Genomic DNA, 17,189 nt, shown 5'->3' with positions numbered 1-17,189 from the left:
TATGAAACATATTGATACAAAACTAGTTGAAAAGAAAATGGGATCTAGATTAACAACAAATACAGTTGCAAAAAATGTTTTCTTAGCTGCAACGCTATTCGGTCTATTGGTATTAGTGATCCTGATTTATCGGGTGGTTGCTGACAGTATTGGCTGGATTGATTTTGAATTCTTAACAAACAAGCTGTCAACTGATCCAGAAAAAGCTGGCATCATGGGTGCAATATCTGGTACATTATGGTTAATGGTTGTAGTTGCACCTGTTACGATGATCCTAGGTGTTGGAACAGCAATTTATCTTGAGGAATATGCGAAAAAGGGCCGTTTGCAAGCCTTTATTCAAACGAATATTTCCAATCTTGCTGGTGTTCCTTCCATTGTATTTGGAATTTTAGGTTTAACTGTTTTTGCCCGTGCTCTTGGATTAGGTAATATAGTATTAGCAGGTGGGCTTACAATGAGTTTACTTGTTTTACCAGTTGTGGTTGTTGCAAGTCAGGAAGCCATTCGTGCTGTGCCGCAATTTTTAAGGGAAGCATCCTATGGTATGGGGGCAACTAAATGGCAAACCATAAAAAATGTGGTTCTGCCAGCTGCGCTACCTGGTATATTAACTGGAGTCATCTTAGCACTTTCTCGTGCTATCGGTGAGACAGCGCCTTTAGTAGTTCTTGGTATTCCTGCATTGCTGATTCCGCTGCCAGACGGTATTTTTGACAAGTTCACTGTAATGCCAATGCAAATATATTACTGGACATTAGATTCTGCCCTTGTTGCAGAGTATGCTAATCTTGCTGCTGGAACAATCGTTATTCTATTACTTGTGTTATTCATAATGAACTCGATAGCAGTTTTGATCAGAAATAAATTCCAGAGAAGATTCTAACGACGGGAGAGATTCAAACATGACAGTTTCAACTTTTACAGCTAATAGTGCTGCTAATACAGTGAAAGATAAAACAGAAAGTAAAAAGGGTATGGTATATAATACAAAGGATTTGAACCTTTGGTACGGAGAAACACATGCTCTTAAAAATATTAATCTTGAGATTCAGGAAAATGATGTTACAGCGATTATCGGTCCATCCGGATGCGGAAAATCTACTTATATTAAAACATTAAATCGCATGGTTGAATTGACTCCAATTGTGAAGATTTCGGGTGATATTCAATATCGTGAAAAAAGTATTTTTGATAAAAACTTTAAAGTAGAAGATTTGCGTACACATGTAGGAATGGTATTCCAAAAGCCAAATCCATTCCCGAAGTCAATTTATGAAAATGTTGTGTATGGTCCAAAAATCCATGGCATTCGCGACAAGAAAGTCTTGGATCAGATTGTGGAGAAAAGTTTGCGTGGCGCAGCGATTTGGGATGAAGTTAAGGATCGCCTCCATGAAAATGCATATGGCTTATCTGGCGGTCAGCAGCAGCGTCTGTGTATTGCACGCTGTCTAGCAATTGAACCTGATGTTATTCTAATGGATGAACCAACATCCGCACTTGACCCAATCTCAACATTAAAAGTTGAAGAGCTTGTACAAGAGCTTAAGAAGGATTTTAGTATTATTATCGTTACACATAATATGCAGCAGGCAGCAAGGATTTCAGATAAAACGGCTTTCTTCTTAAATGGTGAAGTAATTGAATATGCAGATACCGATGTGATCTTTTCGAATCCGACTGATAAGAGAACAGAAGACTATATTACTGGTAGATTTGGTTAATAGGAGGCCGCTATGTCTGTACGTGAAAAATTTGATGATGAACTAATCCGTCTTCAACAAAAATTAATTGAGCTTGGCGAATTTGCTGAGTCTGCTTTATCAAAATCAATTCTGGCCCTAGAAACAAAAAATATCGAATTAGCGATTGAAATTATGGAAGATGATATTAAAGCAGATGTGCTTTATGAAGAAATTAATGACTTTGCCATTCTTTTAATTGCGAAACAGCAGCCTGTGGCTATTGATTTACGTCGTATTATCGTGGCTATTAAGATTGCAACAGATATTGAAAGAATCGCAGATTTTGCTGTAAATATCGCCAAATCAACGATTCGTATCGGTTCTGAGGAGCATGTTAAGCCAATTGTTCACATCAAAGAGATGTATTCAATTATGATCAAGATGCTCAAGCTATCTTTAGAAGCTTTTAATGAAGAAGATATTGTAAAGGCGAAAAAAGTGGCAGATATGGATGATAAGGTAGATGATCTTTATGGTGAAACCATCATGGATCTGATGAAAATAAGCGTTAGCATGCCAGATCGTCTTCCGCAAATCACTCAGCTTTCTTTTACTTCTCGTTATTTAGAAAGAGCAGCTGACCATGTAACAAATATTGCAGAACATGTTTTCTACCTTGTTAAAGGACGTCAATATGATTTAAATTCGTAAGTAAAAAAGCTAAAGGTCACTGACCTTTAGCTTTTTGTTATGGTTTTAGCAATCTCTTCAATACTCATGCCTTGTTTAATTTCAAATGTGCCAAGCTGGATCTTTGTGCTATAGCCATTTTCCTCCATATATTGTGTGAACGCACTCGCATCCTCTACTAAACCAACTTGAACTAATAATGATGCGATTTGCCCAACATTCATCCCTTGGCTTATCTCCAGTTCAAAGGAAACAGGAGGTTCCTCAGGAGCTGTGTCTTCTCCTTGTGGCTGATCAGGATTACTGCCGGCCTCGTCGCCGTCGTTGCTATCAGTGTCTGGCTGCTCTGTCTGTTTTTCAGAGGAGTCAATCGCATTATTCAATTCTTCCTCAGTCAAAACAGTGTAACCTGCCTCTTCTAAGTATGCTTTGGCTCCGTTGTCTGTATAGGCAGTTTCTTCACGTTCTGGATCGGCTATAAACGTGTAAATAGCAATAACCAGAACAGAGAAGAAGATGCCAAATGAAAAGGAACGTACATTTCTTTTATGCATAAAAATCACCTTTTAGCTTCATTGTCCGTAAGATGTTTTCAACTTCTTCTTCCGTCAATGAAGATTGTCTTGCAATTTGGTCGATGCTTAAGCCTTGTTTACTAAGAACAAGAACTTGATTTTTAATAATATCATGGATTTCTTTCTTTTCTGGTTTCGGGGCAGGTGACTGAGCTTTAACTGTGTTCAGTATTTGTGGCATGACTTGTTCATCCAATAAAAGCTCTTCTTCTAGTACCTTTAGCTTCTTTTTAACCACATACATATCCTGGACCTGCTGCATGGTAAGCTGATCAATATCTTCTCTTAAGGTTTTATAGGGATCTTTTAAGAAAATTGACACTACGAATAGCAATAAAGAAAAAACTAGTAAGGCAATTAAGACATATATCAATGTTTTTCAACTCACTCTCTGTTTTATAGACAAAAACATTCTATCATATGAAGACGACAATTTTCGAATGAAGTTAGAAAAAAGGGTGAATCTGTCGTTTTGAATAGCTGATCTAGTCGAAAGAACTTCTTTTTCCAGCCTAATAGATTTTTGTTAAAAATATTTTTGCATATATAGTATGCCTCGAGTGCCTATCATACAATTCCCGACAAATTCCGTTCATTGCTGGTGTGCTTGTTCGATGATAACATTAACTTACAAAATAAAATTAATAGAAATCAAAATAAATTCAGCTTTTCATATAGTAAACATGCTAAGTGAGAATGAGAGTGAGGTGCAAAAATGATTGAAGACATTATTGCGTTAAAACGAAGCGGATTATCCTTCCGTAAAATTGCAAAAGAACTTAATACAACGGTTGGTAAGGTACAATATCAGTGGGTAAAGCTAATCAATCATAAAAAAGGCGAAAAGGATTTTAAGATTGCAGACGATCAGCAGACTTTTGAAAGTTATATAGATAATAACTATTTATCCATGTCTTTGATTTCACCTCAGCAAGTGTTTTTGCATTGGAATGTGTGTGACAACACGAGAGACCTTGTAAAGCAGTATTTTCATCCAAACGACTTAAACCTTGTTATTAGGTTAAACGACGTCACCTGCATCATTTATGATGGTTCTAATGCCCATTCAACTACTGATATTGGAATCTCGGAGAAGGATTCCCATTGGATCATCTCTGAATTGGAGGCTAATCACTGTTATGTTGCTGAGATTGGCATAATGTTTTCAGATACATATTTCTTTCCTATTGTAAGGTCCAATTCTATTCATGCCCCAAGAAACAGAATGGAGCAGACTGGACACCTAGGTCATGATGTTCAGCAATTTCTGCTTAACCGTAATGAAATGCCAAAATGGGTTGAGCATGTGAGCACATATAGCTATTACGAAAAGGAAACGAAGGTGAATTAAACAATGGACAAGCAGCCAATTACGATTATACTTCAGCCTGATGTGCATTATTATCCCAAGCAGGTGGAATACTGGCCGGACCTTTATCCCTTCGTTCATAAGCTTCTGCAGTTGTTTCATCATCTGGAGAATACTAGACACTATGTAAACATCCAAATCGCCTTATCGTCTTCATATTACCAGATCTTTGAAAGTCCTGAATTTCAAAAAGAAATGGACACCTACTTAAAACAAGATCAAGAGGTACTAGAGTATTGGCATGGTTTTAATAAAAATATTAATAAGCTCATATCAGCACTGCTGCAAAGAAAGAGCATACAAGTTTTAGCCACTTCAACTGGTATCCTTCCTTATGCAACAACCTCTGTTGGAACACAGCTGCAGATTAGAAATAGTTTAACTTGTTTGCAGAAGCACTTGCAGATTAAACCAGAAGGATTCTGGTTTCCTTACGGAATGTATGCACCTGGACTAGATTTATTTTTAATGGACCAGGCATTTTCTCATACTTTTATAAGCTCTGAAACCATAAAATTTGCTGATCCCCCACCTATCCATGAGGGAAGAAGCATTGTAAAGTCACCTCATGGTTTAACGATCCTTCCTATTCATACTGATTTCTCAGAGCAATTCAGCAATCAAAGAATAGAGATGAAAGATTGGTTAGCTCAAACTTCTGCTTCTTCTGAAGAAGTAGTGATCTATTCCGATATTTCTACTCTTCTGGCACGATTGGAAGAACTTGAAAAAATGGATCTTATATTACAAGGAAGTGAAAAGGGAAACCTTTCTCAAACTGAAGAGAATGTTCACTTGTGTCAATCGTTTCTGCCTGAAGTGACTCCGCATTCTCTATTTTCGAAAGATTTGGCCTATTCGTGGACATATGTTCACAAAATGGAGCAATTGGTTGAGAGAAACTCCACATATCATAAAGATGAATCAATGATGGATGAGCTTATTGATGAATGGCTTGATGCAACTGGAAGAATCTCAACAGGTCTCACTATAGATAAGTCCTCTTACAAAAGGTTTTATCCTTTAAAAGAAGTGCATTTGGAAAGAAAGGAACAAAAGAGAAAGGTTCTTCTGCTCTCTTGGGAATATCCACCTAACCTTGTTGGCGGTTTGGCAAGACATGTTGGTGCCCTGGCAGAAAGCCTTGTAAAAATAGGTTTTGAGGTTCATGTCCTTACAGCTAATACAGGAGAACTGCCTGAAACAGAGGCAGTAAACGGAGTCTTTATTCACCGTGTAGAGCCATTAAATAGCAGAGATCCTGATTTTTTAAGATGGATTGGCGGTTTAAATCTGGCAATGGAAAGAAAAGCAAGAGAGTTACGCTTCATACATTCTTTTTCATTAATACATGCGCATGATTGGCTGGTTGGAGCTTGTGCAATGAGTCTAAAAACGCTGCTTAATATTCCCCTCGTTACGACCATTCACGCAACGGAATCAGGCAGAAATGGCGGAATTTTTACGGAGATGCAAAGCTTTATACACAAAAAGGAAAAACAATTGATTGAACACTCAGAGCACATCATTGTCTGCAGTGTATATATGAAAAATGAAGTTATTGATCTGTTTCAGCATTCAGAAAACAAAATGACGATCATTCCAAACGGCGTAGAACATGTATCTCATCATCAGACTAAATGCTCTGCTATGGGAATGCCTTATGTGCAGGAAAACGGAAGACTTATCTTTTCCATTGGAAGAATGGTACAGGAAAAGGGGTTTGAAACGATTATTGAGGCAGCGAATGAGCTTTGTGCAATGTTTAAGGACATTTATTTTGTTATTGCAGGCAGAGGTCCGCTATTAGAAGAATATCGCAGCAAAGTAAAAGAGTATAAACTGGAGAACCGCTTTTATTTTCCAGGCTTTATCAGTGATCAGCAGCGTGCAGAGCTTTTCTCAATGTGTGAAATGGCCGTATTTCCAAGCAACTATGAACCTTTTGGGATTGTGGCTCTTGAAGCGATGGCGGCAGGAAAGCCAGTCATTGCTTCAAATACAGGGGGATTAAAAGGGATCGTGCAGCATGGTTCTACTGGTTTATTGATGAACCCAGGTGATCCGGACAGCTTGATAGCCCAAGCATCTTTCCTTCTGTCGGATAAAGAAGAAGCCATCACACTCGGAATAAATGGAAAGAGAGTAGCAGACAGCCTTTTCAGCTGGAATCGTACAGCTGAATTGACGAAGCGTGTATACGAAGAAATATTGATTGAAAGCAAAATGATTATACAAAAATAAATAAAAAAGGTGTCCTAAAATGAATACAAATTCTCTTAGAATAACTGATCATGATCCTCTATATGAAAGTGTTAATAGAAAGCTGAGAATGTTTCCTGGCATTAGGGTCGATGGAGTCACCTATTGGCTAAACGGAGGGCTTCAGCAGACACTCCATGAGATCGGCTTATCGATTCATGTGAAAGAATTGCACATTCATTCAAAGGTCCGCTATTACAAAGTGTATGTCACAAACCATTACCCATTTTCACGAAAAGTGAATGTATTGCTTCAATACAAACACGAAACTCATTCTAGAGAACATGTTTCTTTTGTTTCTCCTGTTGATAACCTTGTATACCATTTGGCTGATCAAACTGTTTACTTAGTTAACGGGTATCTGGAAAATGAAAAAATGAGCGAATGTACAATCCAGCCTTATTGGAATATTCATACCGATAATATATGGGCGGAATCAGCTAGCGGAAGATTAAAATATCTTCCGATGGTAAAGGGAAATGCTGTCAGTCTGTATACAAAAGAAATTGAATTTGACGGAAGGCAAACATGTGAAGGCGAGTCTTGGATTATTAGCGGCAGCAGCAAAACGGAATTACAAAACTTAAATTCTGTTCTTTTAAAAAACACACTAGCATTTCAAACTAAAAAGTGATATTATAGAAAAGTCGTATGAACGAACTAGTCATCTATAGTTTGGAGGGAAATTACATGCGTGTGAATATTACGTTAGCTTGCACAGAATGTGGAGATCGTAACTATATTTCTAAAAAAAATAAACGAAACAATCCAGATCGTCTTGAGCTTAAGAAATATTGCCCAAGAGATAAGCGTTCTGTTACACATCGTGAGACAAAATAAGCAGCGGGGTCATTCCTGCTGCTTTTTTTGTATGTAAAAAAACAAATGAAATAGCAGATAAAAGGAGGACTGGAGGATGGAACTGGACCAGCAAAAAAAAGATTTACGCAAGTATATAAAAAATACTCTTGCCCAGTTAACAGAAGCTCAATATATGCAGCGTTCTGAAATCATTGCTCATAAACTCTTTCAGCAGCCGGCATGGGAGAAAGCATCAAGTATAGGCATTACAATTTCTCTTCAGCCTGAAGTCGATACATATGCAATCATCAAAAAAGCATGGGAGGAAGGAAAAACGGTCTCTGTTCCGAAATGTGAACCAAAAGAGCGAAAGTTGATTTTTCGTACCATTAAAGATTTTAAACAGCTAGAGCGGGTTTACTTTCAATTGTTAGAGCCAATTGAAGAGCAGACAAAGGCAAAAAAAGCGGAAGAGATTGATTTATTAATTGTGCCTGGTCTTGCCTTTACTTCGAGCGGTGAGCGCCTAGGTGTTGGGGGCGGATACTATGACCGTTTTCTTCCCTTTTATGAAGGTAAAACCATTGCGCTTGCATTTGATGAACAAATCGTGAAAACTTTGCCAGTCGATGTGTACGATCAGTCTGTTATGCAAATAATAACGGATGCGAAGGTTTACAATCCACATGTCTAATGATCTTATTCTCATCTTCATCATTCTCGCCGCATCAATCGGCGGGTATAAGTTAAAGGTTCTTTCCTTTTCAGGTAGCATATGTGCTGTTGTCGTAGGGATTAGTATTGGCTATAGCTTTGGTTATGAAGGTTTGCTGATCCTTGGTCTGTTCTTTCTTTCATCTAGCATATTGTCTCTTTATAAGAAGCAAAAAAAAGCTGCTATAGAGGAAATTGTACAAAAAGGCTCCAATCGGGATTGGCAGCAGGTTGCTGCCAATGGCGGTGCTGCTGCAGCGGCCAGTCTGCTTTATTTTCAGACTGCTGATGAAGCATGGCTGCTTGCATTCCTTATTTGCATAGCGAGTGCCAATTCGGATACATGGTCATCAGAGATCGGTTCCCTCAGTAAGCAAGCCCCCATATCAATTAGAACATTCAAACAGGCACAAGCAGGTACTTCTGGAGCAGTGAGTGTTATGGGTACACTTGCGGGGATTGCAGGATCTTTTGTCATTGGGTTTGCTGGTTTACATTTATTTGATCTGGAGTTAGCTGCCTTCTGGCTTGTCTTTTTATTTGGCTTTATAGGCAACTTACTCGATACTGTAATGGGAGCCTATTTCCAAGCTGTTTATGTTTGTACTATTTGTGGAAAACAAATGGAAAAGACTGTGCATTGTCAGACAAAAACAAGTCTGCAAAAAGGGTCTGCTTTTCTTAACAATGATTCAGTAAACTTTCTATCAGGATTTATTGCTGCTCTTCTAGGTTTTATATATTTTCAATTTACAAATAGTTAATAATAATCTGATACAATGATTGAAATATAAAGGAGGAGATATCGTGTCAAAAAGAGTGAATCGGGTAGCTTTAATTGGAACTGGATTTGTCGGATCCAGCTATGCTTTTGCGATGCTGAATCAAGGAGTTACAGAGGAATTAGTGCTCATTGATCTGAATAAGGAGAAGTCAGAGGGAGATGCGATGGATTTAAATCACGGCCTGCCTTTTGCTCCTTCTCCCACAAGTATTTGGTATGGAGATTATTCTGATTGCCGTGACGCAGATATTGTTGTGATTTGTGCTGGGGCCAATCAAAAACCTGGCGAAACCCGTTTGGATTTAGTAGAGAAAAATACGAAAATTTTTAAAAGTATTGTCGACCAAGTGATGAACAATGGCTTCGACGGCATTTTTCTTGTTGCGACAAATCCTGTCGATATTCTAACTTATGCGGTTTGGAAATATTCCGGATTGCCAAAGGAAAGAGTCATCGGATCAGGCACGATTCTGGACACTGCTCGTTTCCGCTACTTGCTTGGAGACTATTTTCAAGTGGACTCCCGAAATGTTCATGGCTATATCATAGGAGAACATGGGGATACGGAGCTTCCGGTATGGAGCCATGCAGATATTGCCGGTAAAACGATCGCTGATTGGGTGAAAAAGAAAGAGCAATATAAGCAAGAAGATCTGGATCAGTTATTTTTAAATGTAAGGGATGCCGCCTATCATATCATAGAACGCAAAGGGGCAACCTACTATGGCATTGCGATGGGACTGGTTAGGCTAACAAAGGCCATTCTGCAAAATGAAAATTCTGTCTTAACGGTTTCTGCGTACTTGGACGGAAAATACGGACAAAGTGATGTGTACATTGGGGTTCCTGCTATTGTGAATAGAAAGGGAATACGCGATGTAATCGAGCTTCACTTAAATCAAGATGAACAAGAGAAGTTTACACACTCAGCTGAAGTGCTTAAGAAAACCATGAAACCATTCTTTTCAAACAATTAATAATGTTAGACAAAAGAAAAAGGCCGCACTGGCCTTTTTCTTTTAAGAGATTACATTCTAACGGAAGACCGAATTCATCATGCGATCGCGCATTCCAGGCATATTTAGAAAAGAGCCAACAACGAATCTGCGCAGCCATACATTGCTTAAGACAAAGTTTAATAATCGATAGCGATTTTGAAAAAATAAATAGCCGCTAAGACCAATAACAAAGATCGAAACAAATTTTCCCATGATCCAACCTCCTGTTTTTTTATTAGTTTGAATGAAAGACAGCATTTTTATCCAAATTTCTTCCTGAATTTATAAAAAGACATATAAGGGTGATATTGCTTTACAATACAAAGTGTTTTTTTCTATAGTTAAAGGATAAGTTAGCCGTATAGATACAAGATTAAAATGTTTAAACATACACGAAGGCAGCATGCAGCCTGTTCTTTTAGAAGCTGTATCGAAAAGCAGGATCAAAGCCTGCTTTCAAGATTTGTCTAATGTGTTTTTCCGAAAAGTTAACATAGAGTGGTGGAGATCTTATGCAAGAAGAGTATATGTTTTGGAGATTAGCATGGTATTTTATTTCAGATCATGATTTTCGCATTGTTCAGTTAGGGGAAGGCGATAAAGAACTGTGGCTTGAAAAAATGGAAAATAAACAGCTGCAGGTGATTCGATTGCTGCGGTATGATCTTGACTGGAGCAGCTGGATGGAAAGGGATATTGAACATACAGCTGCAAACGGTGAAAGAATTAGAAAGCAGCTGGCGAAAAAGCAATTAGGCATTTTAAATATTTATGTTTCTCCATACCCTCCTGTTGATGATTATGAATATCGGTTGGAGGCACCTTTTCAACTCCAGGAAGGCAGTAAAACAGAAGTTACAACAATGATTATGGCTCCAGTTCTTTATGAAAAAGAAACAGCAAAGCTTAATAGCTTATTCTCTTCTCGATTTGACATTCCTGCAGAGATACATACCGATTCTGAAGACATAGAGAACCTTAAGCAAAAAACGCTAGCAGGAGCAGTTAAAAAGGAAAAGGAAGAACAGGCAGTTTTTCGGGCTGGGAAACCTCTGTTTACCTATGCTTTTATCGCCATTCAAGTTCTTATGTTTCTTTTACTCGAATGGAAAGGAGGCAGTACAAACACTTCCACTCTAATTCAATATGGTGCTAAGTTTAACCCGCTCATTCTTGAAGGGGAATGGTGGAGATTTTTCACTCCGATTGTTCTTCATATTGGCTTGGTGCATTTATTGATGAATACACTCGCATTATTTTATTTAGGTGCTGCAGTGGAGAGGATTTTTGGCAGCATCCGCTTTTTTCTAATTTATTTGATAGCTGGTTTTTCCGGCACGCTTGCCAGCTTTATTTTTAGCGACGGTCTTTCTGCAGGAGCGAGCGGAGCCATTTTTGGCTGCTTTGGTGCATTGATTTATTTTGGCTTTATGTATAAAGAATTATTTTTTAGAACCATTGGGATGAATATCATTGTTGTATTGGGAATTAACCTTGTACTGGGATTTGTGATACCAGGAATTGATAACGCAGGCCATATCGGCGGTATGATTGGAGGCTTCCTCGCCGCAGCGATTGTCCATCTGCCTAAAAAGAAAAATATGCGTTTGCAAGTGCCAGCATTGCTTTTAACAGCGCTGATCTTTGGTGCACTTTTATGGTACGGATTTAGCGATCATTCCAAAGTGGTCGATGAACAATCTTTAATGATTGCCGCAAGTGAATACATTGATGCGGGAGAACACGAAAAGGTCATAGAACTATTAGAAGAGCCTGCACAGTCTGAAGACGCATCAGCTAATGTGTTGTTCCAGCTGGCCTATGCGGAGATTCATACTGGAAAAATGACAGAAGCAAAAGAGCATCTTCAGGGTGTTATAGAGAAAAATGATCAATTTCATGAAGCATATTATAACTTGGCTCTGATTTATTTAAATGAAAATAATGTGGCAGAAGCAAAGGAGCTTGTGACACGGGCGATTGAATTGGAAAATGGTGAAGAGTTATATACAAATCTCTTAGAGCAAATCAATCAATATGAATCCGGAAACTGATACATTGCTAAAAATAATCCTCATTTTATCGAATCATACCAGTAGATGGTATGATTTTTTTTCTGTATGTCAATGCTGATGAATATATGCATTGAAAATGCTGGAAAATCATATTGAGGTGGAGAATTTGGAAGAAACAAAGAAAAAACAAGTTTCTGCTAATCTTAAAGAGAACATCGCATATTTAAAAGAAGCTTTAGGTGTAGAGAAGAGCTTTGATATTATTCAGCTCGATGTGGAATATGCGGAAAGGGAAATGGCGCTTTATTTAGTGGATGGATTTGTGAAAGATGATATTCTCCATTATTTAATGAAAATGCTCTCTGGCCTTGAACCAAAACAGCTGGAAGGCGATACATTATCTAAATTAGTTAAAACGTATATCCCATATGTAGAGGTTGAGACAACAACAGATCTTGATGCAGCTATAAGTGCTGTACTGGCTGGGCCAACCGCACTCGTTGTCGATGGAGTTCCCGAAATCATTTTAATCGATGCTCGTACATATCCTGTCAGAGGGCCGCAGGAACCTGATACAGAACGAGTGGTCCGGGGATCAAGAGATGGATTTGTTGAAACACTTGTATTTAACACAGCCTTAACAAGAAGAAGGATTCGAGACAAAACCTTGCGGATGGAATATATGCAGGTAGGCAGACGATCAAAAACCGATATCGTAGTTAGTTATATTGAGGATATAGCAGATCCAGCGATTGTAAAAGAAGTAAAGGATGCTATAGCCAAAATCGATACAGATGGACTGCCGATGGCTGAAAAAACAATCGAGGAGTTTATATCGGGAAGGCATTGGAATCCCTATCCGCTCGTGCGTTATACGGAAAGACCTGATACAGCAGCCACCCATTTATACGAGGGACATGTCTGTATTATTGTCGATGGTTCACCGAGTGTCATCATTACACCGACAACGTATTGGCATCATCTACAGCATGCTGAAGAATACCGCAATAAGCCATTGGTAGGTGCCTATTTGCGAGCTGTACGATTCTTAGCTGTATTTGCGTCCCTTTTTTTACTGCCATTATGGTACTTACTTGCTGTAAAACCGGAGTTAATGCCAGCTGGACTTCTATTTTTGGTGCCAGAGGATACAGGACATCTGCCATTGCTGCTGCAATTTCTGCTGATTGAAACAGGCCTTGATATGCTGAGGATGGCCGCAATCCATACCCCTTCCTCACTAGCAACTGCGCTAGGTTTAGTTGCAGCATTAATGATTGGTTCCGTTGCAGTTGATGTGGGTCTCCTAATTAATGAAGTGGTATTGTACTTAGCAATCGCAGCAATAGGAACATTTGCAACACCAAGCTATGAGATGAGTCTTGCAAACCGGCTTATTAGAATTGGGCTCTTGCTCATGACAAGCTTATTCCATGAATATGGATTCATGATCGCGGTCGTCCTGCTGATCATTATGCTTTCAAGAATGCAGTCATTTGGCGTTCCATATTTTTGGCCGTTTATACCTTTCAACCTGCGAGCCTTCCGGGATGTCCTAATTCGCTCTCCTATTCCTTTAAAAAATAGAAGACCTAGGGTTATCCATCCCAAAGATCCTGACAGATAAATAAAATGCTGATTAAAAACTTCTCTTTTATATAAGGGAAGTTTTTTCATTTGTAAAAATCAAGAGGAATCTACTACTTTGGAAAAAAGTATTTAGCAGCTGATTCTAACCCTTGAGAGCACAGGAGCTTTCGATTATACTTTAAGGTAAGCAGTAAACGTGATAGTTGGCTTGTTTTAAGGGTTTTTTTGTCACGAAATGGTAAGATAACGTTATTTTTATATTTTTATTCAGATGAAGTTCTTTCAATTATGCAAATGTTTAAAGCGCTTCACTTTTCCAGTAAAGGAGCAACTATGAATAGTATTTATGATGTTCAGCAGCTGCTGAAGAAATTTGGCATCTTTGTTTATATAGGAGATCGTGTCGCTGATTTGGAGTTAATGGAAGCAGAGATACAAGATTTATATGACTCCTTGCTAATAGAACCGCAGCAATACCAAAGTGCGATTTTGCTGTTAAGGCATGAAGCACAGCTATTAAAAGAGAAGCAGCAGAAGGGTGAGTAGGGTTATGGAGAGATGGTTGATTGGTGTAGATTTAGGAGGCACTTCTACCAAACTGGCACTGTTAAATACATACGGGGAAATTCAGCATAAGTGGGAAATTCCGACTGATAATAGTGAAGAAGGAAGAAACATTACCGTAAATATAGCTAAAAGTATTGATGAGAAGCTTGAAGAATGGAGTATTGAAAAAAGCCAGGTCCAAGGGATTGGGATGGGAGCACCAGGACCAGTTGATCTTGATGCAGGAATTGTATACCATTCTGTAAACTTAGGGTGGCGGGATAACTATCCGGTAAAAGACTTGCTTGAAGTTGAAACAGGCCTTTCAGTTGTGGTAGATAATGATGCAAACTGTGCAGCTCTAGGAGAGATGTGGAAGGGTGCAGGCAATGGCGGAAAGGATCTTGTTTGTGTTACGCTTGGCACCGGTGTTGGCGGCGGAGTTATTGCCAACGGGGATATTGTACAAGGTGTAGCAGGTTCCGGGGGCGAAATTGGCCATATAACGGTTATCCCAGAGGGCGGTGCCCCGTGTAACTGCGGTAAAACCGGCTGCCTTGAAACGATTGCATCTGCCACAGGAATTGTTCGGCAGGCGACCGAAAAAATCAAAATCAATGAAAATATGGAAAGCGAGCTGCTCTCGATTTATCAGACTGCTGGAGCTATTACAGCAAAAGATGTATTTGATACAGCACGAAGCGGAGATAAGCTTTCATCGGAAGTGTTAAAGGAAACAGCCTTTCACCTTGGCTTTGTTCTCGCAAATATTGCGAATACCTTAAATCCTGAAAAGATTGTATTAGGAGGGGGAGTTTCAAAAGCAGGAGATATTTTATTAAAACCTGTAATTGAACATTTTCAAAAATACGCTTTTCCAGGGGTCAGAAATACAACAACAATTGATTTAGCCATTCTGGGAAATGACGCAGGCGTCATTGGTGCAGCTTGGCTGGCAAAAAATAAATAATCTATAAGAGACAAGCGCCTTTTGATCAAGGTGCTTTTTTTCATTTTCTTTTATTTCATACTGAAAAAGGAAAGTATAAAGGCCAGAAGGTTCCTATTTATTTTTATTAATGATGTAATATTCGAAACTTTTTAAGGTCTCAAACGTCTATTAATTAAGCCATTTTTTAAAAAGTATTTATTTTGGAAAAAACCGCACAGTATCGAAATAAGTTAAATAAGAAAACGTTTTTAAGAGATCATTTCTTATGCAAGGAGGTTTGCATGATATGAGCAAAAAAACAATGCCTGCAATGTCAATTATCTCAATTGCAGTAGTTTTGCTTTGGCTCAAAACATATATCGTTTATAAAACCAGTTTTGATATACAGATTGATAACTGGAAACAGGAGTTAATCCTTTTTATAAATCCATTGAGCTTTCTGTTAATTGTTTTAGGTATTGGCTTGTTTTTTAAAGAGAGGACGAGAAATATTTATGTTTTGACATCAAGCTTCCTGATCTCGGCTGTTCTTTTTGCAAACGTTGTCTTTTACCGATTTTATAATGATTATATAACACTTCCCGTATTGTTTCAGACAAGCAATATGAGTGACCTTGGCAGCAGTGTGAATGAACTGCTTCGTTTTAGTGATCTTCTTTATTTTACTGATGTTGTCCTAATAGCCCTTATCATTCTTTTAAAACCAAAATTTGCATTATATAAAAAGTATTCGAAGATCAAAAGGGCTGCTTTTTTTATTGCAGCAGCAGCACTTGCTTTCTTTAATATTGGCTTGGCGGAATCACAATGGTCAGATCTTATGACCCGCACCTTTGATCGGGAGGTGCTTGTGAAAAATATTGGAACGTATAATTATCATGTATATGATTTGTTTCTGCAGTCAAAGTCTTCTGCACAGCGTGCAATGGCTGATGGAAGCGAACTTGCTGATATCGATAATTATATTCATGCTGGCTATGATCTCCCAAATGATCATTTATTTGGAGCAGCTAAAAATAAGAATGTTTATCTGATTGCGATGGAATCTGTCCAAAGCTTTGTGGTTGACCAAGAAGTTAAAGGACAGGAAATTACACCATTTTTAAATGATTTTATAAAAGAAAGTTACTATTTTGATCAATTTTATCACCAGACCGCACAAGGCAAATCGTCTGACTCTGAGTTTTTAATTGATACATCATTGTACCCGCTGGACCGGGGTGCCGTCTTTTTTACACATTCGGGTAATCAATATGAAGCAATGCCTGAGATACTGAGAGATCATGGATATACAACAGCCGCTTTTCATGCCAATAATAAAAGCTTTTGGAACCGCGATATTATGTATAGCACTTTAGGATATGACCGATTTTATTCATTGCCATCTTATGAGGTGAATCAAGATAACTCTGTAGGCTGGGGGTTAAAAGATATTGAATTTTTTGAGCAATCTATTGAGCATATAAAAGAAATTCCCTCACCATTTTTGGCTAAGTTTATTACTCTTACAAATCATTTTCCCTTTGAATTAAAAGAAAGCGATCAGCTGATTGAATCCTATGGTTCAGGGGATAGTATTGTAGATAATTACTTTCAAACTGTCCGTTATACAGACGAAGCGGTTAAGACTTTTGTTCAAAAACTGAAGGATGAAGGATTATATGAAGATTCGATCATTGTGCTTTATGGTGATCATTACGGATTATCAGAGCACCATAATGGCACATTGAGTGGATTTTTAGGTAAAGAAGTAACTCCACTCGTGAATATGGAGCTGCAGCGGGTTCCGCTAGTTATTCATATTCCTGGGCAAAAGGGAGAAACCATTTCAAAGGTTTCTGGCCAAATTGATGTAAAGCCAACACTGCTGCATTTACTTGGTATTGATACGAAGAATGGGTTCAATTTTGGCTCAGATCTTTTTTCAGAAAACCGTTCTCAGTTTACGGTGCTAAGGGATGGCAGCTTTATATCCGAAAAGTATGTCTATACCCGGAATACTTGTTATGATCAAACCACAGGAGAACAGGTTGGAGAAAGAGAGTGCGCACCATTTATTGAAGAGGCCAAACGTGAGCTTGAATATTCAGATTCCATTATAAATGGTGATTTGCTTCGATTTTATCCAAACAATAATAAATAGCAATTGAAATCTATCCGCTCTAAGCACTTGTCCTCATAAGCAGTGCCTGCACCAATGGTTGA

At 38.4% G+C, this 17,189-nt stretch carries 18 protein-coding genes; 15 read left to right on the top strand and 3 right to left on the bottom strand.

The genetic code is table 11. The features are described 5' to 3' along the window. The first annotated feature begins 1 nt into the window (after position 1). From pstA to phoU, 3 genes are read left to right on the top strand one after another with little or no spacing between them, the layout of a single operon-like run. Positions 2-886, top strand: a complete 885-nt coding sequence (pstA, locus tag J1899_RS15165; RefSeq protein ID WP_066443607.1) for a phosphate ABC transporter permease PstA — start codon at positions 2-4, stop codon at positions 884-886. A gap of 19 nt (positions 887-905) precedes the next feature. Continuing rightward, a complete protein-coding gene (gene pstB / locus J1899_RS15160) occupies positions 906-1,727 on the top strand; it encodes a phosphate ABC transporter ATP-binding protein PstB (RefSeq protein ID WP_066443609.1) in 822 nt (273 codons plus the stop codon). 12 nt (positions 1,728-1,739) lie between these two features. After that, positions 1,740-2,399 (top strand): phosphate signaling complex protein PhoU, encoded by a 660-nt coding sequence (gene phoU, locus J1899_RS15155; RefSeq protein ID WP_151573243.1) that lies wholly within the window; start codon positions 1,740-1,742, stop codon positions 2,397-2,399. A gap of 26 nt (positions 2,400-2,425) precedes the next feature. Here the strand turns inward: phoU and J1899_RS15150 are convergent, their stop codons facing one another. Both J1899_RS15150 and J1899_RS15145 read right to left on the bottom strand, forming a co-directional pair. Then, the gene (locus J1899_RS15150; RefSeq protein WP_214475002.1) at positions 2,426-2,932 is read right to left on the bottom strand and encodes an endolytic transglycosylase MltG; all 507 of its coding nucleotides are present in this window, start codon (positions 2,930-2,932) and stop codon (positions 2,426-2,428) included. Continuing rightward, a complete protein-coding gene (locus J1899_RS15145) occupies positions 2,925-3,326 on the bottom strand; it encodes a hypothetical protein (protein ID WP_066443616.1) in 402 nt (133 codons plus the stop codon). Before J1899_RS15145 ends, J1899_RS15150 begins: the two co-directional genes overlap by 8 nt. Positions 3,327-3,668: 342 nt before the next feature. Here J1899_RS15145 and J1899_RS15140 point away from each other — a divergent pair, with 342 nt between their 5' ends. The 7 genes from J1899_RS15140 (at position 3,669) to J1899_RS15110 (ending at position 9,860) form a co-directional block, all read left to right on the top strand. Then, complete coding sequence (locus tag J1899_RS15140) at positions 3,669-4,304, top strand: DUF4912 domain-containing protein (RefSeq protein ID WP_214475000.1); 636 nt, start codon at positions 3,669-3,671, stop codon at positions 4,302-4,304. Between the two features lie 3 nt (positions 4,305-4,307). Then, positions 4,308-6,566, top strand: coding sequence for a glycosyltransferase (locus J1899_RS22640; RefSeq protein ID WP_246586496.1), 2,259 nt, complete (start codon positions 4,308-4,310; stop codon positions 6,564-6,566). Positions 6,567-6,585: 19 nt separating this feature from the next. Next, positions 6,586-7,218, top strand: a complete 633-nt coding sequence (locus J1899_RS15130) for a hypothetical protein (RefSeq protein WP_066443620.1) — start codon at positions 6,586-6,588, stop codon at positions 7,216-7,218. A gap of 56 nt (positions 7,219-7,274) precedes the next feature. Next, positions 7,275-7,424, top strand: a complete 150-nt coding sequence (rpmG, locus tag J1899_RS15125; RefSeq protein WP_066443624.1) for a 50S ribosomal protein L33 — start codon at positions 7,275-7,277, stop codon at positions 7,422-7,424. Positions 7,425-7,506: 82 nt separating this feature from the next. After that, entirely contained in the window at positions 7,507-8,079 is a 573-nt protein-coding gene (locus J1899_RS15120; protein ID WP_214478862.1) for a 5-formyltetrahydrofolate cyclo-ligase, read from the top strand. Further along, the gene (locus J1899_RS15115) at positions 8,072-8,863 is read left to right on the top strand and encodes a DUF92 domain-containing protein (protein WP_214474998.1); all 792 of its coding nucleotides are present in this window, start codon (positions 8,072-8,074) and stop codon (positions 8,861-8,863) included. Before J1899_RS15120 ends, J1899_RS15115 begins: the two co-directional genes overlap by 8 nt. Positions 8,864-8,906: 43 nt before the next feature. Continuing rightward, positions 8,907-9,860 carry an L-lactate dehydrogenase gene (locus J1899_RS15110; RefSeq protein ID WP_066443634.1) on the top strand — a complete coding sequence of 318 codons (954 nt, stop codon included), beginning with the start codon at positions 8,907-8,909 and terminating at the stop codon, positions 9,858-9,860. A 57-nt stretch (positions 9,861-9,917) separates the two neighbouring features. Here the strand turns inward: J1899_RS15110 and J1899_RS15105 are convergent, their stop codons facing one another. Then, the gene (locus J1899_RS15105; protein WP_180320201.1) at positions 9,918-10,094 is read right to left on the bottom strand and encodes a hypothetical protein; all 177 of its coding nucleotides are present in this window, start codon (positions 10,092-10,094) and stop codon (positions 9,918-9,920) included. Between the two features lie 299 nt (positions 10,095-10,393). Here J1899_RS15105 and J1899_RS15100 point away from each other — a divergent pair, with 299 nt between their 5' ends. The 5 genes from J1899_RS15100 to J1899_RS15080 all read left to right on the top strand — a co-directional run bounded on the left by J1899_RS15100 (position 10,394) and on the right by J1899_RS15080 (position 17,127). Beyond that, positions 10,394-11,935, top strand: a complete 1,542-nt coding sequence (locus tag J1899_RS15100; protein WP_214474996.1) for a rhomboid family intramembrane serine protease — start codon at positions 10,394-10,396, stop codon at positions 11,933-11,935. 97 nt (positions 11,936-12,032) lie between these two features. After that, a complete protein-coding gene (locus J1899_RS15095; RefSeq protein WP_425515012.1) occupies positions 12,033-13,523 on the top strand; it encodes a spore germination protein in 1,491 nt (496 codons plus the stop codon). Between the two features lie 296 nt (positions 13,524-13,819). Further along, positions 13,820-14,032, top strand: a complete 213-nt coding sequence (locus J1899_RS15090) for a YqgQ family protein (protein ID WP_066443644.1) — start codon at positions 13,820-13,822, stop codon at positions 14,030-14,032. Positions 14,033-14,036: 4 nt separating this feature from the next. Beyond that, positions 14,037-15,002 (top strand): ROK family glucokinase, encoded by a 966-nt coding sequence (locus tag J1899_RS15085; RefSeq protein WP_214474993.1) that lies wholly within the window; start codon positions 14,037-14,039, stop codon positions 15,000-15,002. A 268-nt stretch (positions 15,003-15,270) separates the two neighbouring features. Continuing rightward, on the top strand, positions 15,271-17,127 hold the full coding sequence (locus J1899_RS15080; RefSeq protein ID WP_214474986.1) for an LTA synthase family protein: 1,857 nt from the start codon (positions 15,271-15,273) through the stop codon (positions 17,125-17,127). The last annotated feature ends 62 nt before the right edge of the window (positions 17,128-17,189 follow it).

The organism is Cytobacillus gottheilii, assembly GCF_018582665.1.
In the GTDB taxonomy this organism is placed as follows: domain Bacteria; phylum Bacillota; class Bacilli; order Bacillales; family Cytobacillaceae; genus Cytobacillus; species Cytobacillus gottheilii.
This window is presented reverse-complemented; position numbering and strand designations above follow the sequence as displayed.

Bases quoted from the DNA above. Each gene is read 5' to 3' on its own strand.
- pstA (WP_066443607.1), top strand. From the start codon at position 2: ATGAAACATATTGATACAAAACTAGTTGAAAAGAAAATGGGATCTAGA.
- pstB (WP_066443609.1), top strand. From the start codon at position 906: ATGACAGTTTCAACTTTTACAGCTAATAGTGCTGCTAATACAGTGAAA.
- phoU (WP_151573243.1), top strand. From the start codon at position 1,740: ATGTCTGTACGTGAAAAATTTGATGATGAACTAATCCGTCTTCAACAA.
- J1899_RS15150 (WP_214475002.1), bottom strand. From the start codon at position 2,932: ATGCATAAAAGAAATGTACGTTCCTTTTCATTTGGCATCTTCTTCTCT.
- J1899_RS15140 (WP_214475000.1), top strand. From the start codon at position 3,669: ATGATTGAAGACATTATTGCGTTAAAACGAAGCGGATTATCCTTCCGT.
- J1899_RS22640 (WP_246586496.1), top strand. From the start codon at position 4,308: ATGGACAAGCAGCCAATTACGATTATACTTCAGCCTGATGTGCATTAT.
- J1899_RS15130 (WP_066443620.1), top strand. From the start codon at position 6,586: ATGAATACAAATTCTCTTAGAATAACTGATCATGATCCTCTATATGAA.
- rpmG (WP_066443624.1), top strand. From the start codon at position 7,275: ATGCGTGTGAATATTACGTTAGCTTGCACAGAATGTGGAGATCGTAAC.
- J1899_RS15115 (WP_214474998.1), top strand. From the start codon at position 8,072: ATGTCTAATGATCTTATTCTCATCTTCATCATTCTCGCCGCATCAATC.
- J1899_RS15105 (WP_180320201.1), bottom strand. From the start codon at position 10,094: ATGGGAAAATTTGTTTCGATCTTTGTTATTGGTCTTAGCGGCTATTTA.
- J1899_RS15100 (WP_214474996.1), top strand. From the start codon at position 10,394: ATGCAAGAAGAGTATATGTTTTGGAGATTAGCATGGTATTTTATTTCA.
- J1899_RS15095 (WP_425515012.1), top strand. From the start codon at position 12,033: ATGCTGGAAAATCATATTGAGGTGGAGAATTTGGAAGAAACAAAGAAA.
- J1899_RS15090 (WP_066443644.1), top strand. From the start codon at position 13,820: ATGAATAGTATTTATGATGTTCAGCAGCTGCTGAAGAAATTTGGCATC.
- J1899_RS15085 (WP_214474993.1), top strand. From the start codon at position 14,037: ATGGAGAGATGGTTGATTGGTGTAGATTTAGGAGGCACTTCTACCAAA.
- J1899_RS15080 (WP_214474986.1), top strand. From the start codon at position 15,271: ATGAGCAAAAAAACAATGCCTGCAATGTCAATTATCTCAATTGCAGTA.